Here is a 22,114-nt window from a genome sequence, read left to right as displayed (position 1 = left end):
TTTAGGAAGATGACCTCTTTGAGCCGGGCTTCTTACTTTACGAAAACTACATTGATAGCTTTTACCAGGGCTGTAACCGCATCACCTTCATTAAAACCGGCTTCTTCAAAAGATTCTCGCGTCATCACGGACGTGATCTCGATGTTGCCCATTCACATACTTACCTGAGCCATAACATCGTCTATTCGGGTTCTTCAAATACGACCCTGGAGCTTATTCCTAACGCCAGCCTCCATCTTTTCGCCTCCCGGAGTTTTTTATATAATCTCCGGAAGCAAGAAAACTTATGCATATGATTAAACTCCATGCAAGAGCTGCGGCAAAAAGGTAGCGATGGAAGGAAAGGCTATCAATATAATCAGAGAAAATATTATGGCCAGAAGAAAAGGCCATATTCCCCGGAATATATCTTCCAGGGGAACATCAGGAGCTACTCCTTTTATTATGTAGACATTCATCCCCACCGGAGGGGTGATAACCCCCATGGCTACTACCATAACCACTATTACTCCGAACCAGATGGGATCATAACCCAGGGTTTTTACCACCACCGGATAAAAAATGGGGATAGTAAGCAAAATCAAGGCCAGGGCGTCAATAAAGCAACCCAGTACCAGATAAATAAGCAGAATGACTCCTACGATGGCAAAAGGGGGCAGGGGCAAGCTGCCGGCCCAGTTAGCCAGCTCAAAAGGAATCCGGCTGATGGCCATAAAGCGGCCAAAGATCATGGCTCCGGCAATCATCAACATTATCATGGCGGTGGTTCGGGTAGTATCATAAAGGGATTTTTTAAATCCGGTCCAGTCCAGATGCCTTCCCAGCAGGGATACCGCCAGCACCCCGGCGGCTCCTACGGCACCGGCTTCAGTAGGCGTAAACCAGCCGGCAAAAAGACCGCCGATGGAGAGGGCAAAGACTACCAGTACTTCAAATAATCCACCCCGCAGGGAGGAGGCTCTCTCTTTCCAGCTTGCTCTGGGGCCTGCTGGTCCCAGGGCGGGGTTGCGCAGAGTGAGAAATAAAATAGCCGCTATATAGGCCAGCATAAGCAGGATTCCAGGTATGATGCCGGCCATAAAGAGTTCTCCTATGGACTGCTCCGTAGCCATGCCATAAACGATAAAAATAACGCTGGGGGGAATCAAAACCCCCAAAACCCCGCCGGCGGCAATACTGGCCGTGGCCAGCGAGGTATCGTACTGGTACTTTTTCATCTCGGGCAGGGCAATGGCCCCCATGGTAGCTGCAGTGGCCGTATTGGAACCGCAAATGGCTCCAAATATTCCACAGGCCAGTTGGGTGGCTACAGCCAAACCGCCGGGAAGATGCCCCATTAGTTTATAGGCAAAGACATAAAGACGGGTGCCGATTCCGGAATAAAAGGCCAGGAAACCCATCCACACGAACATAGCGATAACGCTCAGCGAATAAGAGGAAAAAGTATTGAATATTTCCTTGGCTACCATGCTGAATGACGCTGAAGCTGAAGAAAGCAGGGCGAAGCCGGTAAAACCCACCAGGGCCATAGCGTAAGCTATGGGCATGCGCAGCATGAGCAGGACCAAAAAAACAATTATCCCCAGCACTCCAAGGCCGAATGGGTTCATCTTGCTACCCTTCTCAAAGACTCACCCAGATGGCTTAGCAAAACCAGGCAAAGGCTGAAAAGACCAAAGGCCACCAGGTATATGAAGGGCGAGACCGGCAACTGGCTGGTGGCGGCGACAATGCCGTTGGTTTTCATGGTTCCCGCGTAAATAGCCAGGTTCCATAAGGCAAAACCCCAAAAAGTTATAGCTACCGAATTGGTGGCAGTATCAATGAGCGCACGGGTTTTATGGGGGAGACGCTCTACTACAAAATCAACGGCTATGTGGGCATTTTGCAGAGCACAATGGGCCAGGGCCAGTCCAATGGCTGTTGCCGTTAGAAAGCCGACATAATCATAGGTTCCCAGAATGGGGTGCTTAAATAGCGCCCGCATTAATACGTTACCCACCACTACCAGCATTACTGCTACCAGGCTTAATCCAGCAATCTGATCTAAAAACTGGCTCAAACCGGCGACAAAACCGTTATATTTTTTGGCCATTCCGTACTTCCTCCCTACAAGTCGGTAATAATCTCTTATCCCCTTGGGCTGTATAAATATACCGCTCGCCAACGCTCGCTTTGTGTATTTATGCAAGCCTTATGCAACAAAAGGGTTTTTTTAGCAGCAGAGTCAGGCTTTACTTAAATTCCTTATTATATTTATCCGCCAAGGTCTTGGCGGTATTCAAAATCTTGGCACCTTCAAAACCCTGTTTATCCATCCTCTTAACGAAATCATCTTGAATGGGTTTGACCAAATCTATCCAACGCTGGGCTTCATCCGCCGGCAGCTGGATTAATTCCATACCTTTTTCATCCACCGCCCATTTCAGGGCTTCGTCGTTTTGTTTATCCCAGAGTCCTGCGGCCACTTCCTTAAAGAATTTCTCATTGACTTTTTCTATGGCTTTCTGGGTTTCCGGATCCAAAGAGTTCCATTTGTCCAGGTTCATGGTGACAAAGAATAAAGTATTATAAAGAAAAGGGGTCTGGGTCAAGTATTGGGTGACTTCCGCCTGTCTCCAGCCTTTCAATACTTCCACCGGACCCAGGTTGGCCTTTACCACTCCTTTGGACAAGGATTCATAGGCATCTGACTGGGGCATGGCGACCGGGGTTGCACCCAGAGCCTGCAGAGTTTTGGCGCTTAAACCGGTAGCCCTTATTTCCAAACCCTTAAGATCCTGTAGATTTCTTACCGGTACTTTGGAGTAGATATCACCAGGGCCGGTGGTAAGAACCATCATCAGTTTGGTATCCTGTACTTCCTTGGGGTTCAATTCCTTTATCCCTTCCCAGGCTACGGTGCTGGCCACCCGGGAGCTTTCGTAAGTAATTCCGGGCAGTTCGAAAACCTCCAGAACCGGGAAGCCATTGCGGGTATAGGAAAAACAGGAAATACCGATGTCGGCTATTCCGTTTAGCACGCCATCATAAATAGAATCAGCTTGCAAGAGGGTTTGGTTGGGATAGCTGACGATCTTCACCTGACCCCCGGTAGCCTCTTCGATGGCTTTGGCCCAGGGCTGTACCAGTTCGACTTCAGCGGGATGAGTGCTGGGCCAGAAATGAGCCAGGCGCAGCTCAATCGTTTGAGTTTGGCTTTTCTTGGGAGCCTCTTTGGAGGTAGTGCTTGTTGGGCTTGTTTTCCCGCAGCCGCCAACAGCCAGCAGCGCAATTACCAATAATAACGACAAGAGTATCTTTCCCGGGCGCCAGCTTCTTTTCCCCCCAACAAATCTTGCTTTTTTCACTTCATTTCCTCCCCTTTGTTTTTTGGGCAATAAAAAAAACTCCCGTAGGAGCTTTAAGATGTGCCGGCAATTCTTATCCCTGCATATGTCGCAAATACGCCGCAGGAAAACAAAGCCGCACCTCTTTGCCTACCGTCCTAACCTTCCTACCTTTTTACCGTTCTTAACCATACTTCCGGGCTTTAAGAGAAATACATAACTCTCTTTGCCCCACTACTTAAAATATATTACCATTAGATTATGAACTAAAAATCTATTGGGATATGATTACATCCATTATAAACTATTTGACCACAGGCGACAATATGATTTTTTCTATTCTTGTGCTTTAAATATGATATAAATATAGGTAGAAGCTGGTAGTTTTTTATTCAATAACCATAGCGGAGGCTGGAACCATTATTGAGATATTTACCTGGAGGGAAGAAAATGAAGATATCAAGTGTGGAAATTCAAGTTGTCCAGGGGGATATTACCCGCCAGGAAGACCTGGCAGTTATTGTAAATGCGGCTAATTCCAGCCTGCGGGGTGGCGGCGGGGTTGATGGGGCCATACACCGGGCAGCGGGCCCGGAATTAAAGAAAGAAAGCTCCGCCCTGGCCCCTATAGGTCCGGGCCAGGCGGTTATTACCGGGGCCTATCGTTTGCCCAATCGCTTTGTTATTCATTGTGTGGGACCGGTATACGGGGTGCATAAGCCCGAGGAAGAACTCCTGGCCAGTTGTTATCGCAATGCCCTGCGCCTGGCGGAAAAAAGGCAAGTCGACTCCATTGCTTTTCCCGCCATATCTACCGGGGTGTACGCTTATCCGATGCGGGAAGCCGCGCAGGTGATGTTTAAGACCATAATAGAGGCCATACCCGCATTAAAACATATCAAGAAAATTCGCATTGTTCTCTTTGACCGCCCGGCTTATGAACTGCATCTGCAGGTATTGGAAGCCTGTCAGGCAGAATGAGAATAAGGGAGCAATGTGCTTTCTCTATTTTTTTGTAGAATCAAAAGCGAATTTGCTAGTATCAGCCAATAGGCCTATAATATTTAGTATAATAGGCCTATTTCTTTTTGCGGGCCACTTGAACTTGAACTGGCTATGGCCAGAATTATGGCTATAGCTCAACCGTTATTAAAGTTCCAGGAAAGCAATTTAATAAAATACACTACATTTGTTATTATGCTATGATTTGCTTATACTAGTATAGTCATATGGCTTTGGCAGTGGAATAAAGAAAAAAATAATGCTAAAGTTAAATAATATGACTTCGGTCTTATGACCTGCAGCAATGGGAAATAGAGGGAATTATGGGGGTGGTTGTTGTGAAAATACTCATAGTTGATGATTCCCAGTTTTTCCAGGGATTTTTGAAAAAGCTTTTTCATAACTATCTTCCGGAAGCGGTGCTCTTAACGGCTAACAATGGCCGGGATGCTTATGCCCTGTATGAGCAAGAGAGGCCTGAATTCGTAATCACCGACTTGTTAATGCCGGAAATGAACGGGCAGGAGTTTTTACAGGTGCTAAAAGAAAGTAACCCTCAGGTTAAGGTTATTGTAATATCGGCGGATATCCAGAAGGCCACCCGGAGGGAAATTGAAAAAATGGGAGCGTTAGCTTTTTTCAACAAGCCCTTGAACAATGAAAAGGCTGGGGAACTGCTGGCTTTGCTCAAGGAGGGGTCTTATGCTTAATCCCCTGCAGAAGGATGTCCTTACTGAATTAGTAAATGTTTATGTGGGATATGCGGCCAATCTCCTTTCGGAAATGGTGGGACTAAGGATCTTATTATCAGTACCGCGGGTGGAGTTGATTCCCGAAGCGGAAATGGAACAGGGTGGCCTGCCATTGCCGGAAATCTTCTCACCGGGGCATATAGTATCTTCTTATATAAGCTTCGGGCAGGATTTTCGGGGCAAGGCATTTCTGGTTTTTCCAGTACAGCAGGCTAAACTATTGGTTAATGCCTGCACAGGAGAGCAACTGCTGCTGGAAGAGGGGGATGCAGTGCCGCCGCGTTTTCTGGACACCGACTTTGATGTTCTGAAAGAAATCAGCAATCTTATTCTAAATGCGGTAATAGGAGAATTCGGCAATTTGCTGGAGACCCGGGTGGTGTTCACCGTACCGGAAGTAGAGCTTATTGATGTTACGGAATCAGATCAAAGGCTTTTTCTCAAAGATGGGGTTTATATTCTGATATTGCATACTACTTTTACCGTGGCTGAGATACAGGTTCAGGGTGTTATCATGATTGCCTTGAACCTGAACTCCGTTTCCTGTTTGCTCCAAAAAATAGATGCCCTGCTGGAGGGACAAGATGTTTAAATTGGCTTATTTGGCTCTGGATAAGGTAAACCAGGGAATAATAATACTGGATAAAGACCTGAAAATATTTTTTTGGAATGCCTGGTTGGAACAATATACGGGAAAAAGTCAAGACGAAACTATTGGTCAGAAGCTGCCTCAGCTCTTTCCCGACTTATCCCGTAAACCATGTCTCGATGCTTTTCAAGGGGCTCTTTTTCACCAGCAAAGCCGGTTTTTATCCGGTGCTTTGCACCATTGCTTTATTGCTCCGGCGGGGGATATACGAAAGGATGTGCGCCAGAATCTACTGGTAGAACCGCTCTACTGTGATGATGAAGAATATATATTGCTGCAGATTTCCGACCTGACCGGTCATTACAGCCGGGTTAAGCAGCTTAAGCATATGATAAAAGAAATAGACAATGAGTACGAACAGGTTCGGGCGGCAGAAAAGATAAACCGCTTTAAGGCCTTTCATGATGCTCTTACGGGACTGCCAAATCGTTATTTATTTTATGACCGCCTGGATAATGCCATCAGCATGGCGCAACGCAATAAGGAGATGCTGGCCGTGGCCTTTCTTGATTTGGATGGATTTAAGGAGGTCAATGACAGCTATGGACACGAGGCGGGTGACCTATTGTTGCAGGCGGTAGCGGAAAGGCTGAGGGAATTGTTGCGGGAAAGTGATACCCTGGCACGTTTGGGTGGTGATGAGTTTCTGTTAATATTTCCCCAGATAAAAGGCGAAGCAGATGCTGCTACTATTGCCGAAAAAATACTTGCGGCTCTGGCTTATCCTTTTATGTTCTGGGGCTTAGAAATATACCTGACAGCAAGTATCGGTATCAGCCTTTACCCCAAAGATGCCAAGGATAGCCGCAATCTCATCAACAAAGCGGATTTAGCCATGTACCAGGTAAAGAACAGCGAAAAAAATGATTATCACTTCTATAATTCCAGTATATAAGGGTGTCAAGGGGAAGGTCCTTTTGACACTTAACCCATACTCCTTACCCCTTACTTTTATTACTAACCAAACAGGCGATGGGTTCTAATCCCCGCCTTGTTGCAGCACTATGTTGAAACTGCTCCGCAGATTCTTCCTATGCTTAAAAGCCATATCAGCACTCGCTTAAATCTAGATTTTTTCCCAAACCCGCTGTTCAACCAACAACTGCAATAAATCTCCGTCCAGCTCCCCATCCTTTACCATAAAGCCCAGGATTTTTAAAGCCTGCTCAAGGGGCAGGGCCTTCTTATAAGGCCGGTCGGAAGCGGTTAGGGCATCGAATACATCTACCAGGGCCAGGATGCGGCCTTCCAGGGGGATTTGCTCCCCGCTGAGTCCCCGGGGATAACCCTTTCCATTAAGGTGTTCGTGATGGATGGAGGCGAAAAAAGGGACATCCTGCAATTTCTTGGTAAAGGGTATTTTCTCCAACATTTTGCCCGTTACCACCACGTGTTCTTCCATGATTTTCCGCTCCTGCTCGGTCAGGGTACCTTTGGCAACACAGAGACACTTGAGTTCGTTCTCCCGTAGCCAGGGCTGCAGCTTCCCGGAACCATCCCTATAACTTTGAACTGCTATTTCCTTTAGCTTCTCCACTATTTTCCGGTCAACAAAAGTGGAGGGGTGATCAACCTTAATTATGAATTCGCGGCTTTCCTTTATATAGCATTGCTTATCCTCCCAGGCTCTTTCCAGTTGTTCCAGTTGCTCCCGGCTATTATTGCTATTAATAGCCAGAAGGGCTTGTTTTTCTTTGAGGTATTCGGCTTCACTGCTGGATAAAATATAATCAAAGCGCAGCAAAACCAGCTCCAGCTGGTGTTCGATGCGGGTTGATTTGTTCATTACCTCCAGAGGGGTGGTGATCTTGCCTATATCGTGCAGCCAGCCGGCCATTTCCAGTTGGGCTATTTGCTCTTCACTGAACGATACTCCGGCCCAGTATTCCTGGCTCTGCCGGTTGACGGCTCGGGCCATTTCCCCGGCCAGCAGGGCCACGCGGCGGGTATGGTTGGCATTATAAGGAGTTCGGGCATCAATCGCGGTTGCCATCACCTGAACAAAAGAATTAAAGAGCTCTTCTATATCGGCTACAAGCTGCATATTACTTATAGCTATAGCCGCCTGTGAAGCCAGTGAAGTAATTACATTTTCGAAGTAGGGAGCGAAAGGAATCAGTTTCCCATTTTCATCACGGGCATTTATCAACTGCAATACCCCTATTACTTCTGCTTCATGATTCTCCAGGGGAATAACCAGCATGGAAAGAGTACGGTAACCAGTACTCTCATCGTATTTCTTGGGACCGGAAAAATCGAACTCCTCCGCCTGGTATACATTGGGGATATTCACGCTCTTATGGCTAATGGCGGCATATGCGGATACATTTTCCATCTTCAAAGGAACGGGGGGGATGTTGATTTTTTCTCCTCGACCCCCCAAAAAGCTGTTCATGGATTCATTTTGCATAATCTTGAAGCTCAAGCAGTCGTTTTCACAGAGATAAAGGGTTCCGGCATCAGCGTTGGTAATCCTCCGGGCTTCGCTAACAATCATCTCCAGAAGACGGTTTTTGTCTTTTTCTGCTGATAGAGCAATGCCAATATTGATTATGTCCTCAATTTGTTCCAGAATTTCGGGGGTATAACTTCTCAAAGAGCAATCACCAATCCTTCACGAGCGGCAATACAGTTGGGAAAACATCTTTGTGCCTCTTTTTCTATTTTTTCCATTTCTTCATCACTGCGAGCTTTATCATGGTGGAAAAGTACCAGTTTCTTAGCCCCGGCAGCTTGAGCCAGTTTGATGCCTTCCTGCCAGGTAGAATGGCCGTAGCCGAGAAAACGGGGATACTCTTCATCGGTGTAGTTGCTATCATATATCATCAGGTCGGTCTCTTCACAAAAAGCTTTCAGATGCGGGTCTACACAGGAGTAGTGTTCTGTATCAGTTATGTAACAGCAGGAGCGGCCATCGTAATCCAAGCGGTAAGCCAGGCTGCCATTGGGATGGTTGGTATGTACCGTGCGTAGCCGTATCTGCTCCCCTAGATCCATTTCACTACCATTGTCCAATTCATGAAATTCAATACGAGCTCCCATTCCCTCCAGGCTTACCGGGAAATGCTGGTAAATCATTTGACCTTTCATTAAATCGGCGAAAGTTGAGTTTACCTTGCTCTGGCCATAGAGAATGAAGCGATTCCCCTTTATGAAAGCCGGGGCAAAAAAGGGGAAGCCTTGTATATGATCCCAGTGGGTATGGGAAATGAAGATTTCCCCGCTTATGGGGCTTTGGCTTTTCAGTAAGTGCTGTCCCAGGTGATAAATCCCGGTACCGGCGTCCAAAATAAAGAGCCGCTGGTCAATCTGTACCTGCACACAGGAAGTATTCCCGCCATACTTAATAGTATGGGGACCCGGTACCGGAAGTGAACCTCGGACCCCCCAAAAAGTAACCTCAAAATTTCTTTTTGCCATTTCCCCAAAACCTCCTCCCGCAGCCTGGTATTTTAGGATTTCTGGAAGCTAAAATGTTAGTAGCGAGAAATAGCCTGAAGCAATGCCGATCTTGCTTCCAAGGTAAAAATTTCATTACAAAACGATAATAACACAAGAAAAGATATTAATATAGCACTAGTTGCTGGCCGAGCAGATGATGTCCAGCAACTGCCCCTCCAGGTGCAGGAATTCCGGGGAGGAAAAATTGCGCCCCTTCCCCAGGGTGACGGGAAGCTCACGGGCAATGACTGATGGAGCAGGGGAGAGGATTATAATCCTATCGGCCAGAAAGAGGGCTTCTTTTAAATCATGGGTGACTGCAATAATAGTAAAACGCTTTTCTTGCCAGTGGAGATTGATGTCCTTCATTATGCTGGTTTTAACCGGTAGATCCAGGGAGGAAAAAGCTTCATCCAGAATGAGCAAATCCGGTTCCACCAGCAAAGCCCGGGCCAGGTTAACCCTTTGCTGCATTCCACCGCTCAATTGGGCGGGAAAGAAACCGGCAAAGCCACTAAGGCGGAGTTTCTCCAAAATACCGGAAATATCCCCCTTCTCGTTGACAAAAAGCAGGTTGTCCTCTACTGTTCGCCAGGGAATCAACCGTGGTTCCTGGAAAACAAAGCCCATTTGCTGCGAACTTAATTTTATCTCTCCTGATGAAGGTCTTTCCAGCCCTGCAATTAAGCGCAAAAAAGTCGTTTTTCCTGAACCGGATGGCCCCAATAAGACAATTCGTTCTGATTCCCGGATACTCAGGTTCCAGTTGTCTAATACGGAGAGAGCCCCAAAGGATTTATGCAAGGATCTGACTTCTAAACGGGCACCCATAGTTTTGAAAGCCTCCCTGTTCCCATTTTAATCAGTCTCTCGGTTATAATGCCCAACAATACGGCCAGGAGGGTATAGGCATAAACAGAAGGGGTATCAACAAAGCTGCGGGCATCGAATATTTTTAGGCCCAGGCCGCTGTCTCCACAAAGATACTCTGCTACCAGTATAACCTTCCAGGCCTGTCCCAGGCTGACATCTATGATGGCAATAATAAAAGGAAGCAAGGAACCCAGGTAGATGTCATGCATAATTTTCCTGGCCGGCACTTGATAAAGCCGAGCCATTTCCAGAAGCTTCTTATCCAGGTTGCGCACCCCGGATACGGTAGTAAGAATAGCTATGGGCAAAATAGACAGAAAGGCAATCAGTACAGGACCCTGCCAGTTCCTGCCCCAGGTAAAAAGAACCAGGGAAAGCCATGATATAACCGGTACCGCCTGAATAACCATTATTATAGGCCGCGACATATCATATAAGGGTTCAAATAGCCCGATAATCAAACCCAGGGGCAAGCCCAGGAGCAAGACCAGGCCCAGGGCCATTAAAACCTTCCAGGCGGTTTGCAGCCCGGCCAGCAAAGTAACCGGGCTGAGCAGCAACTGGAAGAAAAGACCAAAGGTCTCTCCTGGAGTCGGGACAATAATACTCTTGTCTAAAAGTACGGCCAGTAATTGCCATAAGAGGATAAAGACTATGATACCAAACAGTGAGCGCAGTCCCGTTCTCATGAGTAATAAAAATCCTTATCCGGAAGTTTGGGTGTACCCTGGGGATAGAGTTCCTTCATTTTCTGCAGGTAGAATTCTACTTCCGGCCGTGATTTACTGCTGTCGATGAATTCAAATTCGATGCGGCTCAGGGCTTTCTTCATTACCGGTTGCGGTATAGTAGGTAAAGTTTCGGCAGCAACAGCCAGGGCCTGGTCTACATTTTCGTTGCTCCAACGGGTGGAATCAGCAAAAATTTGGGCCAGTTCTTTAGTTTCCCGCGGGTATTTTTCCTGAAAATCACCGGCCACAAAGAGCCCGGCAACAGGTATTCTTTCCGGTTTACCTGTACTCTCGCCCCAGTACTTCTGGAAATCGAGAACAATTCTCCCGCTGTCATCGCTCATGGCCAGGGTAACGAAAGGTTCGGGCAAAGCCGCAAAATCAACCTTGCCGGCTTTGAACAAGGCCACTATCTCCTGAGGTGGAGCATAGAGTATCTTTACATCCTGATCCGGCTCTATTCCTTCCTTACTTAAGGCCGCTCGCATTATAACATCGGCGGTCTGCCCCCGGCCGTGAGCGGTATAAACCCTCTTGCCCACCAGGGACCTCCAGCCCTCAAAAGGAGTGTCTTTGGCTGCCAGTAAATAAAAAACCTTCCACTCATGTACCCCCAGCATCTTGATATCGATTCCGCGCGCATAAATATTAGCGGCAGCGCTGATGGGCAAAACAGCAAAATCCGCCTTTTTGGAGGCTAAAAGGGCCACTGCCTCATCCGTATCCTTCCAGTATTGGATCGTAATAGGCATTTTGCTTTTTACCTGTTGGGAACTAATGCCGGCTACCGGTATTACTGTGGGGCCCAGTGGATTAATCAGGGTGATTTGAGCCGGTGGTTCCGGACCTAATCCGCCATGTTTCCAGAAAAGCATGCCACCGACCAGAAGCAAAACGAGAATCAACAACCATACTCCTTTTTTCATCGCGAAAACCTCCTTTGTGTTTTTTTGTTATTATATTATATTTTGCAATATTTTGCTCAAAATACAGTAAAGATCCCACTGCAAAAAGTTATTAATATTCATTGGCTTGTATAAATATATCGCTCTAGCGACCGAAGGGTATGTAGAGAACGACCCCCGTGTCGTTCCGAATCAGGCGCAACAACCTTAATAGCTACTGCAAAGCATTGTAAGGGCGGTCTTCGACCGCCCGCTTTCACCTTCACCAGCATTTTGTATATTTATTCCACCCTTATGCAACAAAAGGGGTTTTTGCAGTGGAATCAATAAAATATATCAGAGAACCATCCCCATGATATATGATATATTTTTTATAGTAGAATAATAAAAAAACAGCCTGAACCCCTGTCCCAATTCTTATCCAGGCGTTTAAGGAGGATTACATTTGGGATTATTGCAGCGAATCAGACATATTAGACGGCGCCAGCAGATTGTGGGAGTGCTGGTTAAGAACGGCTTTGGCTACATGATTCAACGTCTGGGTCTGGACAGCCTCACTCCCCTGGCGGAACGCCCGACACTGGTAGCCGAGAGACCGGGAGATAGATTGCTGGCTCAGAAATTGCGGCAATCGTTGGTGGAACTCGGCCCCACTTTTGTTAAACTGGGACAAGTCTTGAGTACCCGCCCTGATCTTTTACCCCCGGTATATATAGAAGAATTGGAACGCTTGCAGGATAAGGTTGAAGCTATGCCTAATGTTGAACTAATGAAACAGCTGTTGAGCGAACTGGGGCATCCTGATGAAGTTTTTGCTGAATTCAACCCCGAGCCGCTGGCGGCCGCTTCCATTGGACAAGTACATTTGGCCCGGCTAAAAAGCGGTGAAGAGGTCATCGTAAAGGTACAAAGACCCGGTATTGAGAAAGTGGTGCAAAATGATCTGGAGATAGTCCTGGGATTGGCCCATTTGTCTGAACTGCGCTCTTCTGAGGCCCGCCGTCTCGGCATTAAGGATATGGTGGAGGAATTCTCCCGGATGTTTATGCGGGAATTGGACTATGCCCGAGAGGCTCGCAGTACGGAAAGGGTATACCAGAATTTCGCCGGTGACCAGCGGGTGGTTATTCCTCGGGTATATTGGGAATACACCACTGGCAAAGTATTGACCGAGGAATATTTAAGCGGAGTTAAACTAAGTGATTTGGAGGAAATAGATAAACGGGGCTGGAATCGGAGAAAGATATCGCAATTGGGAACCGAAACTTTTCTTTCCCAGATAATCCTGCATGGTTTCTACCAGGCGGACCCGCACCCGGGCAATATTTTGCTGCTGGATGAAAACCGGATAGCTTTTATTGACTTCGGGCAAATCGGCTCCTTGAGCGAGACTCGTCTGATACACCTGGGGGAACTGCTTCTGGCCATAAGCAAACAGAATATGGACAAAGCCATGTCCAGTTTGCAGGATATGGGCATAGTGGGTGAGCTGGATGATATAGAGGATTTCCAGGAAGATTTTGCCGACCTGATCAAAAGCGTTTCCGGCAGCATCGGAAAATTGGACATAAATCGCCTGCGCAATGAGCTTATGGATCTCTCCTATCGTCACCAGCTGAAAATGCCGGCTTATTTGACCGGGCTGATGAAAGCCCTTATTACCGTAGAAGGAGTGGGGAAGAAGCTCGATCCGGGTTATGATTTTATGGAAACCGCCCGCCCTTTGGCCAATAAAGTACTGGAAGAGCGGCTTAAAGCGGAGAGTGTCTACAAGTATATTCGCCGTAAATATTACCAGGATATAAAGCCCCTGGCTGCCCTGCCCTCCAACTTTAACAAACTGGTTAGGAGAACCAGTGAGGGACAGTTAAAAGTGAGAATGGAACTGGATTTAAGTGATAAAGCCTATCATGGAATTTCCCGTTTGATAAGCCGCCTCAGCGCCAGTTTGATAATAACCGGAGCCTTGATAGGCTCTTCTTTCATATTGCAGGCCAACCACGCCGCCTGGGTTGAAGAATACAGCTTTCTGGGGGTGCTGGGCTTCGGGGTGGCCATTGTCAGCCTGGTCGTATTCTTGATTTCCTCGCTGCGCCCATAGGGTGTCAAGAGGACCGTCCCCTTGACACCCTTGAATCCGGTATTACTTAAAGCCTTTGTCCGAGGACTTTTCAAAATGCAGGTCCAGATCACTAAACGAATAAACCTTGATGGGATGGGTGAAACCCTTCACCAGTTCTTCGCCTACATACTGCAGAGAAGCTTTGGTTTTCCCTTCCGGAAGCAGGTCGTAGGAGCGCTCGGAAACCAGTACCAGGGTTTCAAAGAGCTTGGTCAAGGCTTCAACTCGAGAAGCCAGGTTGGCATCTTCGCCTATTAGTGTATAATCCATCCGTTCCGGGCTGCCTACATTGCCCACCACCACCGGACCAGTGTTGATGCCTACGGCTACCAGCAGAGGTACAGCGCCTTGTTCAGCCCACTTCTGATTTAAGTCTGCCACCTTAACCTGGATTTCGCGGGCTACCTTGATGGCCCTCTCCACGTGATCCTCAAAATAGACCGGGGCTCCGAAAAAGGCCATAAGACCATCTCCCAGGTATTTATCCAGGGTGCCGCCATGGCTTTGAATGGAGTCGGTCATAGCAGTCAGGTACTCATTGAGCCGGTTGATTACATCCACCGGGTCCTTATTTTCGCTGAAGGCGGTAAAGCCGCGGATATCTGCGAACATGATGGTAACCACCTGTTTTTTGCCGCCCAGGGAAATTTCATCCGGGTTTTTTAAGAGTTCATCCACCACATCGGCGGAAACATAGCGGGAAAACATGGCTTTGGTTTTGCGCCGTCCCAGTTCGGCCTGAATAAACTCGGTGGCCGTTACCACCACATAACTCAGCAAAATAAGGGCCAGGGGAGCAGCCAGGCTGAGCCATATTCGCTGGTATTCCCACAGACCGTAAACCAGAGCAATGCTTGCCAGGGTTACCAGAACAGTTCCAATTAGCCCTTTCCAGGGACCGCGTCCTCTGACCACCAGTGAAGTCAGCAGGCCTGCCAGGAAAAGAAAGGCTATATTAAAAGGCTTTTCCGCCTCTCGGTACCAGCTGTCTTCTAGAAGAGTTTGAATAATGGAAGCGTGCATTTCCACCCCCGGGGTATCCAGGGCTCCGCCCTTTACCATATTGCTGGTGGTATAGGGGGTGGTCACAAAGTCATGATCCTCCGGCGTAATGGTTCCGATAAGGACGATTTTGTCTTGGAAATAGGCGGGGGGGATTTTTTCCTCTATAACATCGGCATAGCTTATGGTCTTGAATGTGGCCTTCGGTCCCCAGAATTTTACCATAGCCTGGTTCAGTGGGCTTAAAGGTATTTCTTTTTTCCCCAGCAGTAGACGACCTGCTTCGAGTTTAAGTTCTTCATAGCCAATGTCCTGGGCTACCATGGCGGTAGCAATGGCCAGGCTGGGAAAGGGAACTTCGAAGCTGTTCACATCAACCAGAGTGGAGCGTCTTACCCTCTGGTCGATATCTGTTGGAGTGTTGACAAAGCCCAGGCCGGCGGCACCCGACATGAGCTCCTGCAAGGGAGGTTCAAAACCCTGAACCAGATCGCCGCTTTCATCTTTTTCAAAGGTGAACTTGGCTGCCAGTATTACCTTGCCATGTTTTTGAATGGCTGAAGCGAAAGCCTGGTCCTCACGGGCTCCCTGAGTAGAGTTGAAAGTAAGGTCAAAGCTTACCGCCCGGGCCTCTTCCAGTTTTTCCAGCAAACGAGCGTGAACGGAACGGGGCCAGGCCGGTGGCCCCAGGCGGGAGATGGAGTAATCGTCTATGGCCACAATTACTACTTTTTCGCCGGGAGTTGAAGCTCCCTTAAGCCGGAAAAAGGTGTCATAGAGTCCCAGGTCGCTGCGGGTAAAGAAACCCAGCATAACCAGACCCTGCAAGAGCAAAAAAAGCAGGATAGGAATAAAGAATCTATTATGGCTTATGCCGGAGAAGATTCTCCGGGGCTTTTTTTCTTCAACCGGGTGAGATTCATAAGATAAATTCACAATTCAGGTACCCTTCTTACCCTCGCAAACCACTACGCGAGGAATAGGCTTTGATGCAGATGTTTTCTCCATCCCAGAAAGCTATTTCGGGATGGGGGCTCTTGTCCGGATCTTCAGGAGAACGGGAAAGCCGGTCTCCAATTCTAATCTGTCCGGGAGAAAGGCTGAGGGCAAAAATCAAGCGGTTCATATCCCCATAACAACCAGCATGAGCAATTCCGTCTAATTTACCCAGAACAATTATGTCACCGGCTGCTAATATTTCAGCGCTTTCATGGACATCGCCCCAAATAATTACCGAGCCTTCGGAGCGCAATTTTTGCCCGCTTCTCAGATTGCGGTAGATTACCAGATCCTTAGAACTACCTTTGTTTACAGTGACTGCATTGTTATTCATAATCACCCCATGCCGCAGGCAGAGTTCTTGTAGAGAAGCGATTTGGGAATGAGAAAGTTTTTTCAGTTCTTCTCCCTTGAATATCACCCGGGAACCGCTAAACAATTGTTTATTGGCAGTCAATTTCTCTTCCAAAAAACTGAGGTATTCATCAAAACTTCCCGGGCCGAATATGAATACTAAATTACCGTTTAACCCTTTTATTTTAACCATATCCAGTTATTACCTGCCCTTTAAAGGAATGTTTATGTCCAGTGCTGAGTGCCGGCCTTCGCGGATTATCTTGACTTCGGGGCGTCCTTCTATTTCTACATGTCGGGAAATAACCTCTAAAATTTCTTCTTTCAGGGTTTCCATCAAACGGGAGGAGGTGCCGGTTCTGTCATGGGTTAGAACCACCCGCAAGCGATCATTGGCTTGCTTACGGCTGGAACTGTCTGCAAAGATCCGTTTTAAAAAATCCAACACTTTTTATCCCTCCCTTATTCTTTAGAAAAAAGGTTGCGTCCCAGATTGCGGATTTTTCCCCATAATGAATCTTCCTCAAAGCTCGGGAAATCCACCTGTTGGCCCAGGAGGCGATTGGCAATATTATTAAAGGCTAGTCCAGCTTCCGAACGCTCATTTAAGACTATGGGTTCACCTTTGTTGGTGGAAATAAGCACTTTTTTATCCTCCGGGACTATACCCAGTAATGTGATACAGAGATGTTCCAGCAGGTCATCAATGCTGAGCATATCACCGCTTTTGACCATACTGGCTTGCAGGCGGTTTATTACCAGTTGGATGTCCTGGAACTGGGCTGATTCCAACATGCCGATAATGCGGTCAGCATCCCTGACGGCGGAAACCTCTGGGTTGGTAACTACTATAGCTTTATCAGCAGCCGCAATAGCATTCCGGAAACCCTGTTCTATCCCGGCAGGACAGTCGATAAAAATAAAGTCGAATTCTGGCCGGAGTTGTCGGCAGATTTCTTGCACCTGTTCGGGCTTGATGTCATCTTTGTTGCGGGTTTGGGCTGCCGGCAGCATATAAAGTTCGGGAAAACGCTTGTCTTTCACCAGGGCTTGCTTCAAAGTGCATTCCCCTTCTATTACCTGAATAATATCATAGATAACACGATTCTCCAGACCCAGAATAAGATCAAGCTTTTTTAGCCCTATATCCAGATCCATAACTGCAATTTTATAACCCTTCCGCGCCAGAGCACTGGCAACATTGGCTACAGTGGTAGTTTTTCCTACACCGCCCTTGCCTGAGGTCACGACTATTACGCTGCTTTCTTCAGTTTTTTTCCCCATTTGGAAAAGGCCTCCCCATTTTGAATAGATTTAATTCTCAAATTGAGATAGTGAAAATTCTCCCAGCAGACTACCTGAACTTGTCGAATAAAGAAAAGATTCTATTTAATTGTAAATGATATTTGTTTGGGAATAAACTGCTATTTTAAAGAAACAGGGGATAATATAATGAAATAACCTGCTTGGAAGCCGGGACTGACACGTTTTAAGAAGGAGTTGGAAAGTAGTAAATTATTAAGGAGAAAGGAAAAAGAGTACAGGGTTAATCATTATTGAACTTGGTATTATTCGATCGGGTCACATTAATAAATAGTAACTTTTTTAGAGACTGGCACATCTATTGGTCATAGGGATTGGGTAAAAAGCCAAGGGCAGGTATTATAAAGAAAAGCTACTTGGAGGGATTAAAAAGAGGAAAAGCTCTGGGTTTTGTAGAATAGAATAATAAAGGGACTGAAATGAATCAGGGGAAAAGTAAAACGTCTAAAAGGGGGACGATATTATGGCAGATAAGTTGCATATTTTCGCAGTATCTGATTCGGTTGGTGAAACCGCGGAAAAAATTGCGGTGGCATCAGTATTACAGTTCAAACTTGAGCGAAATATTACTCGTTTCTCCAGGGTTACCAAGGAAGAACAAGTAGAAAAAATAATTGAACAGGCGGTTGAGAATGACGCTATTATCATTTATACCATCGTCAAACCGGAGTTATCTCGCTTCATGGATGAAACCGCCCGGGTAAAACAGGTTATTGCGGTAAATGTTATGGCTCCTCTTTTTGATGCGATTCAATTCAAGACCGGACAAAAACCAGAATATATCACCGGATTGACTCATAAGATGGATGATCAATATTTCAACCGCATGAAAGCCATAGAATACACCATTGAACATGATAATGGACAGAATCTTGACAGTGTTCATGAAGCGGACTTAATAGTCCTCGGATTGCCCAGAACTTCAAAAACCCCACTTTCGATGCATTTAGCCAACCTGGGGATAAAGGTGGCCAACTATCCGATACTTATGGATACTGAGATCCCGCAAGAGATTGTTGATTTAAAGGGTCGGATTCCAATGGTTGGACTTACCATTGATATTGATACCCTTATGGAATTGCGCAAAGAAAGGTTCCGGAGTTTTGAACTACCAGATGACATTGAGACCCTGGACGACCTGGTGGCTGAAGAATTGGATAATGCTTACAGGATTTATGCCAAGTTAAAATGCCTGGTAATTGATGTTACCCTTGATGATATTGAGGAGGTGGGGAATACCATTACCCACAAGTTTAATTTACCCTTACGTATAACCCATCACCGCTTTTAAGCAGGGTTATAAATTTAGATGGGTAAACCGGACCGGGGGACTTAATCCCCCGGTTTTTGATTTGTTGTATAAAAAATTGTAGCCGCCTTTGTTCACAAATTAAAAATGACTCCACTGCGAAAACCCCTTTTGTTGCATAAGGATTGCATAAATATACAAAGCGAGCGTTGGCGAAGCATGGTTGCAACGCCCGGCGAAGGCGAGCAGGCGAAAGGGGGCGAGCGACAGGACGTCGCGAGAGCGCTATACGACCATGGATGGGAGGTTAGCGTGTACCCCTTGAGCCGCGAGACAAGCCGCAGGTGTTGCCCATGCGAAGACTGCGAGCGGTATATTTATACAAGCCAATGAATATTAATAACTTTTTGCAGTAGAATCAAAAATACATAAAATTAAACCTGACGGGGATAATATTTAAAGCAAAAGTATGATTTTACTGAGAGGCGTTAACTTAAATAAAAGAGTAGAGCAATCTCTTTTACAGTAGAAGCTTAATAGAATAAGGAGGAAAAGCGATGCATAATAAAAAAGGAAAAATCATGAGTAAGGATGATTTTCTGCAAAACAGTCTTTATGCCAAGGAAGAATACGAAGGTTTATTGGTAAGCTCAGACACCAACAAGGGTGTTTACAACATCGGAATCGAACTGGGCGACAACCAAATACTATTAATAGACCAGGTTAAAGACAGCGAAGTCCATGAACGGGTTCACATGTGGGTACCACAGATACAGGAAATACAAAGAAGATATGGAGTTGAGGGTGATTTAGGCAATTATTCCCGTTCCTAAAATCCGCACCTCCTTATTTATCAGGAGGCAGGTTACAAGTACCTTATTCGAAAGGAGGAATTATAATGTCAAAAGTCGAGGCCTACGAAACTCCTATTATGAGCCTGGAAGAATTTAATGTAGGACTGTTGGAAAAGGATCGCATTCCTGGATTGCTTATTCGTTCTGATGAACAAGGCTTCTATAATATAGGTGTGCAAATTAATGATCGAGAAGTGGTAAAAGTAGCTTCTGCCATGGAAGATGATGCCATGTATAAAATTCAATTTTGGGCAGATAAAGTTGATCAAATAAAAGACCAGTACAAGGAACGTCAACCACAGCTTAAGTAAAGGGGGAAAAGCCCCCTTCATAATTTTCACACATAATCCTTTCCCTGTTCTATAATAATGTAACAGGGGGAGGGTTATTAATGAATTTTTATCATTATATAAGGTTTCCTTTTCGTGATGAAGACTGGATTAAAAAAATCCTTTTAGGTTGTGTCATCTCTATAGTTCCGGTTCTCAATCTGCTTAGTTTATGTTATTTTGTGGAATGCATGAAATTCGGGATAGCGGGTCGTCAGTCCTTACCTGAATGGGAGCGTTGGGAAGATTTTGTTCGGGAAGGGATTATAGCTTTTTTAATCTCCCTGGGATATTTATTAATCCCATTGCTTTTAGCCTTCCCCCTCTTGCATATTCCCCTGGTGGGGGTTTTTCTGTTATCTATTATCATCCTGGCTGTTGGCATGATTTTTCCTCTGGCTATTGCCAACTTTCTTAAAGATCATTATCTTATGGACGCTATTAATGTAAAAGAGATATTTTACATGATGAATCGGGTAGCTTCCAATTATATACCAGCATATTTTATAGCTGTTTTTTTAATGGCACTGGGCTTAACTATTGTCTTTCTTCTTCCCTATCTATCGTTCCTGGGAGTATTGCTGATTTTTTACTGTGGGATGATCTTTTTTCATTTCACCGGGAGCCTGATTAATTCTCGAATCTAGGCCATAATAACCAAGTAGGGCAAGGTTTCCGCCAGAATGTAATAAGAGCCTTTCTTATAGACAAGCTCCCCAGGACACAGGAAAAAAGCTTTTAACAAAATTAGATTTTTACCCAACCTTTATTAAACAGGAAATGAAGTATAAGACCGACCAGAAAGGCAAGCGCCGGGTTCACAGCAATACTGATTATTAATACTACCGCAAAACAGAACAAGGCTTTTTTATCTCCGAAATCCTGCACTCCTCGAACCAGGTCTACTCCGCTGAAAAAGAGGAGACCGCCCAGTACGGCTTGGGGAATTATCTGTAACAAATCAACTCCTGCCGGTCCCAAAAATATGCCGGTAAATAGAAGGATTATTCCCATTAAGGCCGGGGTAAAACCGGTTCTACCACCGAAACGATAATGAGCCGCCAGTCCACCGCTACCATGGCACATGGCAAAACCGCCCAGAGGAGCAGCCAGGAGATTGCCAATGCCCAGGGTTAGGCACAGATTCTTTTCATTTACTTTTTCTGATTGCTTTGGGAAAAGCTCGTGAGCCAGAATGGCTGTTACCAAAACGGAATTAGTTAAAGTAAGGGGCAACTGGGGTAAATAGGCCAGGGTAAAGCCCCGGGCAAAATCGGTCCAGGCAGGTAGAATCAGGTGGGGCCAATAAAACCCCAACTGCAAACCGGGCCAGTGAAGTTCCGGGTGCAGGACAAATGCCAGCAGAGTTCCACCCACTACCCCAGCTATAGAAGCAGGGAACCGCCGGTTTTGAAAGAGGAAAAGCATGAACAACATTATAATAAGACCAAGCAGCAAATCGGTTTTTATATATTTTATCCCCAGCATGGCCAGGCTAACGCCTAAACCTGCCTGAATACCAAGGGTTACGCTATCCGGTGTCAGACCAGCCAATCTACTTGCCAAACCAGTTATAGCCAGGATGAATAAAGTTAAACCCATCATAATCCCTGCCGCAGCTACTTCTCCAGCAGTCAAATGGTGTACCAATATCGCTGCACCGATAATTTTCATAGGTTGAACCGGAATCGGAATACGATAAAAATATCCAGTAAATATATACATCAAGCCAAAAGTTATAAAAATACTACTGGCATCCAGCCCACCGATTATAATAGCGCCCAGCACATAAGGTAGAAAAGTCCCCAGGTCGGCAATAGCACCAGAAATTTCACCATGAATTTCTGAAAACATCCCAATCTTCATCTCTATAAAATCCTCGTATTACAGGTCACTTTTTGGTGCAAAAAGTTTTGCAAAAAAATGTCGCCTTTTTCTTCTATATAATATACCTCATAATATAATAAACATACCGCTTTCGTTTGGTACAAGGCAATAACTATCACCGCTTACTTCCTTAATATTCAGGTCAGAGTTTTGTTTTTCATTTTATGTTGACAATTGTCGATGTGGATGATATTATAATTCTTGCGCGCAAGCAGGCAGCTTGAAAGCGCAAAGCTCTTGATAAAACTGAACAGCAAGACTAGAAGTGCGAAAAAGTTAGATAAGTCTTAAGATGATTTAACTAACGGCTCTA

Annotated in this window: 22 protein-coding genes; 9 read left to right on the top strand and 13 right to left on the bottom strand. The window is 45.9% G+C overall.

Annotated features, from left to right (window positions below; translation table 11 throughout):
- Positions 1 to 296: 296 nt before the first annotated feature.
- From AWB54_RS14070 to AWB54_RS14060, 3 genes are all read right to left on the bottom strand, one after another.
- On the bottom strand, positions 297 to 1,610 hold the full coding sequence (locus AWB54_RS14070) for a TRAP transporter large permease (RefSeq protein WP_061215235.1): 1,314 nt from the start codon (positions 1,608 to 1,610) through the stop codon (positions 297 to 299).
- A complete protein-coding gene (locus tag AWB54_RS14065; protein WP_061215234.1) occupies positions 1,607 to 2,095 on the bottom strand; it encodes a TRAP transporter small permease in 489 nt (162 codons plus the stop codon). Before AWB54_RS14065 ends, AWB54_RS14070 begins: the two co-directional genes overlap by 4 nt.
- 139 nt (positions 2,096 to 2,234) lie before the next feature.
- Positions 2,235 to 3,350, bottom strand: a complete 1,116-nt coding sequence (locus AWB54_RS14060) for a TRAP transporter substrate-binding protein (protein ID WP_061215243.1) — start codon at positions 3,348 to 3,350, stop codon at positions 2,235 to 2,237.
- A gap of 429 nt (positions 3,351 to 3,779) precedes the next feature.
- On the opposite strand from AWB54_RS14060, the gene AWB54_RS14055 reads away from it, so the two are divergent.
- From AWB54_RS14055 to AWB54_RS14040, 4 genes are all read left to right on the top strand, one after another.
- Entirely contained in the window at positions 3,780 to 4,310 is a 531-nt protein-coding gene (locus AWB54_RS14055; RefSeq protein WP_061215233.1) for a macro domain-containing protein, read from the top strand.
- A 359-nt stretch (positions 4,311 to 4,669) separates the two neighbouring features.
- Positions 4,670 to 5,041, top strand: a complete 372-nt coding sequence (locus AWB54_RS14050) for a response regulator transcription factor (protein ID WP_061215232.1) — start codon at positions 4,670 to 4,672, stop codon at positions 5,039 to 5,041.
- The gene (locus AWB54_RS14045; protein ID WP_061215231.1) at positions 5,034 to 5,675 is read left to right on the top strand and encodes a hypothetical protein; all 642 of its coding nucleotides are present in this window, start codon (positions 5,034 to 5,036) and stop codon (positions 5,673 to 5,675) included. The genes AWB54_RS14050 and AWB54_RS14045 overlap by 8 nt, the downstream gene beginning before the upstream one ends.
- A complete protein-coding gene (locus tag AWB54_RS14040) occupies positions 5,668 to 6,627 on the top strand; it encodes a GGDEF domain-containing protein (RefSeq protein WP_061215230.1) in 960 nt (319 codons plus the stop codon). The genes AWB54_RS14045 and AWB54_RS14040 overlap by 8 nt, the downstream gene beginning before the upstream one ends.
- Before the next feature lie 171 nt (positions 6,628 to 6,798).
- Here the strand turns inward: AWB54_RS14040 and AWB54_RS16610 are convergent, their stop codons facing one another.
- The 5 genes from AWB54_RS16610 to AWB54_RS14015 all read right to left on the bottom strand — a co-directional run bounded on the left by AWB54_RS16610 (position 6,799) and on the right by AWB54_RS14015 (position 11,703).
- Positions 6,799 to 8,328, bottom strand: coding sequence for an HD domain-containing phosphohydrolase (locus tag AWB54_RS16610; protein ID WP_061215229.1), 1,530 nt, complete (start codon positions 8,326 to 8,328; stop codon positions 6,799 to 6,801).
- On the bottom strand, positions 8,325 to 9,152 hold the full coding sequence (locus tag AWB54_RS14030) for an MBL fold metallo-hydrolase (protein WP_061215228.1): 828 nt from the start codon (positions 9,150 to 9,152) through the stop codon (positions 8,325 to 8,327). Before AWB54_RS14030 ends, AWB54_RS16610 begins: the two co-directional genes overlap by 4 nt.
- 156 nt (positions 9,153 to 9,308) lie before the next feature.
- Positions 9,309 to 10,004: an ABC transporter ATP-binding protein gene (locus AWB54_RS14025; protein ID WP_061215227.1), complete on the bottom strand. Its 696-nt coding sequence runs from the start codon at positions 10,002 to 10,004 to the stop codon at positions 9,309 to 9,311.
- Positions 9,989 to 10,735, bottom strand: coding sequence for an ABC transporter permease (locus AWB54_RS14020; RefSeq protein WP_061215226.1), 747 nt, complete (start codon positions 10,733 to 10,735; stop codon positions 9,989 to 9,991). The genes AWB54_RS14025 and AWB54_RS14020 overlap by 16 nt, the downstream gene beginning before the upstream one ends.
- On the bottom strand, positions 10,732 to 11,703 hold the full coding sequence (locus AWB54_RS14015; RefSeq protein WP_061215225.1) for an ABC transporter substrate-binding protein: 972 nt from the start codon (positions 11,701 to 11,703) through the stop codon (positions 10,732 to 10,734). The genes AWB54_RS14020 and AWB54_RS14015 overlap by 4 nt, the downstream gene beginning before the upstream one ends.
- Positions 11,704 to 12,127: 424 nt before the next feature.
- Between AWB54_RS14015 and AWB54_RS14010 the strand changes: the two genes are divergently transcribed.
- Complete coding sequence (locus AWB54_RS14010; protein ID WP_061215224.1) at positions 12,128 to 13,783, top strand: ABC1 kinase family protein; 1,656 nt, start codon at positions 12,128 to 12,130, stop codon at positions 13,781 to 13,783.
- A gap of 42 nt (positions 13,784 to 13,825) precedes the next feature.
- Here the strand turns inward: AWB54_RS14010 and AWB54_RS14005 are convergent, their stop codons facing one another.
- From AWB54_RS14005 to minD, 4 genes are read right to left on the bottom strand one after another with little or no spacing between them, the layout of a single operon-like run.
- On the bottom strand, positions 13,826 to 15,742 hold the full coding sequence (locus AWB54_RS14005; protein WP_061215223.1) for a CHASE2 domain-containing protein: 1,917 nt from the start codon (positions 15,740 to 15,742) through the stop codon (positions 13,826 to 13,828).
- Positions 15,743 to 15,758: 16 nt separating this feature from the next.
- On the bottom strand, positions 15,759 to 16,352 hold the full coding sequence (locus AWB54_RS14000; protein WP_011639793.1) for a septum site-determining protein MinC: 594 nt from the start codon (positions 16,350 to 16,352) through the stop codon (positions 15,759 to 15,761).
- Between the two features lie 9 nt (positions 16,353 to 16,361).
- Positions 16,362 to 16,607, bottom strand: a complete 246-nt coding sequence (gene minE, locus AWB54_RS13995) for a cell division topological specificity factor MinE (RefSeq protein WP_061215222.1) — start codon at positions 16,605 to 16,607, stop codon at positions 16,362 to 16,364.
- Positions 16,608 to 16,621: 14 nt separating this feature from the next.
- Positions 16,622 to 17,443: a septum site-determining protein MinD gene (minD, locus tag AWB54_RS13990; RefSeq protein WP_061215221.1), complete on the bottom strand. Its 822-nt coding sequence runs from the start codon at positions 17,441 to 17,443 to the stop codon at positions 16,622 to 16,624.
- A gap of 502 nt (positions 17,444 to 17,945) precedes the next feature.
- On the opposite strand from minD, the gene AWB54_RS13985 reads away from it, so the two are divergent.
- The 4 genes from AWB54_RS13985 to AWB54_RS13970 all read left to right on the top strand — a co-directional run bounded on the left by AWB54_RS13985 (position 17,946) and on the right by AWB54_RS13970 (position 20,561).
- On the top strand, positions 17,946 to 18,773 hold the full coding sequence (locus tag AWB54_RS13985) for a pyruvate, water dikinase regulatory protein (RefSeq protein ID WP_061215220.1): 828 nt from the start codon (positions 17,946 to 17,948) through the stop codon (positions 18,771 to 18,773).
- 515 nt (positions 18,774 to 19,288) lie between these two features.
- A complete protein-coding gene (locus AWB54_RS13980; RefSeq protein ID WP_061215219.1) occupies positions 19,289 to 19,564 on the top strand; it encodes a hypothetical protein in 276 nt (91 codons plus the stop codon).
- Positions 19,565 to 19,629: 65 nt separating this feature from the next.
- On the top strand, positions 19,630 to 19,896 hold the full coding sequence (locus AWB54_RS13975; protein ID WP_041427269.1) for a hypothetical protein: 267 nt from the start codon (positions 19,630 to 19,632) through the stop codon (positions 19,894 to 19,896).
- An 80-nt stretch (positions 19,897 to 19,976) separates the two neighbouring features.
- Positions 19,977 to 20,561, top strand: coding sequence for a DUF4013 domain-containing protein (locus AWB54_RS13970; RefSeq protein WP_061215218.1), 585 nt, complete (start codon positions 19,977 to 19,979; stop codon positions 20,559 to 20,561).
- Positions 20,562 to 20,661: 100 nt separating this feature from the next.
- On the opposite strand, the gene AWB54_RS13965 is transcribed toward AWB54_RS13970, so the two are convergent.
- On the bottom strand, positions 20,662 to 21,780 hold the full coding sequence (locus tag AWB54_RS13965) for a putative sulfate/molybdate transporter (protein ID WP_061215217.1): 1,119 nt from the start codon (positions 21,778 to 21,780) through the stop codon (positions 20,662 to 20,664).
- Positions 21,781 to 22,114 lie beyond the last annotated feature (334 nt).

Origin of the sequence: Syntrophomonas wolfei subsp. methylbutyratica (genome assembly GCF_001570625.1) — a bacterium.
GTDB classification, from domain to species: Bacteria; Bacillota; Syntrophomonadia; order Syntrophomonadales; family Syntrophomonadaceae; genus Syntrophomonas; species Syntrophomonas methylbutyratica.
The sequence above is the reverse complement of the archived record's forward strand: the minus strand, read 5'-3'. Positions and strand labels throughout refer to the sequence as shown.

What these genes read in the sequence shown, in the direction of transcription:
- AWB54_RS14070 (WP_061215235.1), bottom strand. Translation starts at nt 1,610, where the DNA reads ATGAACCCATTCGGCCTTGGAGTGCTGGGGATAATTGTTTTTTTGGTC.
- AWB54_RS14065 (WP_061215234.1), bottom strand. Translation starts at nt 2,095, where the DNA reads ATGGCCAAAAAATATAACGGTTTTGTCGCCGGTTTGAGCCAGTTTTTA.
- AWB54_RS14055 (WP_061215233.1), top strand. Translation starts at nt 3,780, where the DNA reads ATGAAGATATCAAGTGTGGAAATTCAAGTTGTCCAGGGGGATATTACC.
- AWB54_RS14045 (WP_061215231.1), top strand. Translation starts at nt 5,034, where the DNA reads ATGCTTAATCCCCTGCAGAAGGATGTCCTTACTGAATTAGTAAATGTT.
- AWB54_RS14040 (WP_061215230.1), top strand. Translation starts at nt 5,668, where the DNA reads ATGTTTAAATTGGCTTATTTGGCTCTGGATAAGGTAAACCAGGGAATA.
- AWB54_RS14030 (WP_061215228.1), bottom strand. Translation starts at nt 9,152, where the DNA reads ATGGCAAAAAGAAATTTTGAGGTTACTTTTTGGGGGGTCCGAGGTTCA.
- AWB54_RS14025 (WP_061215227.1), bottom strand. Translation starts at nt 10,004, where the DNA reads ATGGGTGCCCGTTTAGAAGTCAGATCCTTGCATAAATCCTTTGGGGCT.
- AWB54_RS14020 (WP_061215226.1), bottom strand. Translation starts at nt 10,735, where the DNA reads ATGAGAACGGGACTGCGCTCACTGTTTGGTATCATAGTCTTTATCCTC.
- AWB54_RS14015 (WP_061215225.1), bottom strand. Translation starts at nt 11,703, where the DNA reads ATGAAAAAAGGAGTATGGTTGTTGATTCTCGTTTTGCTTCTGGTCGGT.
- AWB54_RS14000 (WP_011639793.1), bottom strand. Translation starts at nt 16,352, where the DNA reads ATGGTTAAAATAAAAGGGTTAAACGGTAATTTAGTATTCATATTCGGC.
- minD (WP_061215221.1), bottom strand. Translation starts at nt 17,443, where the DNA reads ATGGGGAAAAAAACTGAAGAAAGCAGCGTAATAGTCGTGACCTCAGGC.
- AWB54_RS13985 (WP_061215220.1), top strand. Translation starts at nt 17,946, where the DNA reads ATGGCAGATAAGTTGCATATTTTCGCAGTATCTGATTCGGTTGGTGAA.
- AWB54_RS13980 (WP_061215219.1), top strand. Translation starts at nt 19,289, where the DNA reads ATGCATAATAAAAAAGGAAAAATCATGAGTAAGGATGATTTTCTGCAA.
- AWB54_RS13975 (WP_041427269.1), top strand. Translation starts at nt 19,630, where the DNA reads ATGTCAAAAGTCGAGGCCTACGAAACTCCTATTATGAGCCTGGAAGAA.
- AWB54_RS13970 (WP_061215218.1), top strand. Translation starts at nt 19,977, where the DNA reads ATGAATTTTTATCATTATATAAGGTTTCCTTTTCGTGATGAAGACTGG.
- AWB54_RS13965 (WP_061215217.1), bottom strand. Translation starts at nt 21,780, where the DNA reads ATGAAGATTGGGATGTTTTCAGAAATTCATGGTGAAATTTCTGGTGCT.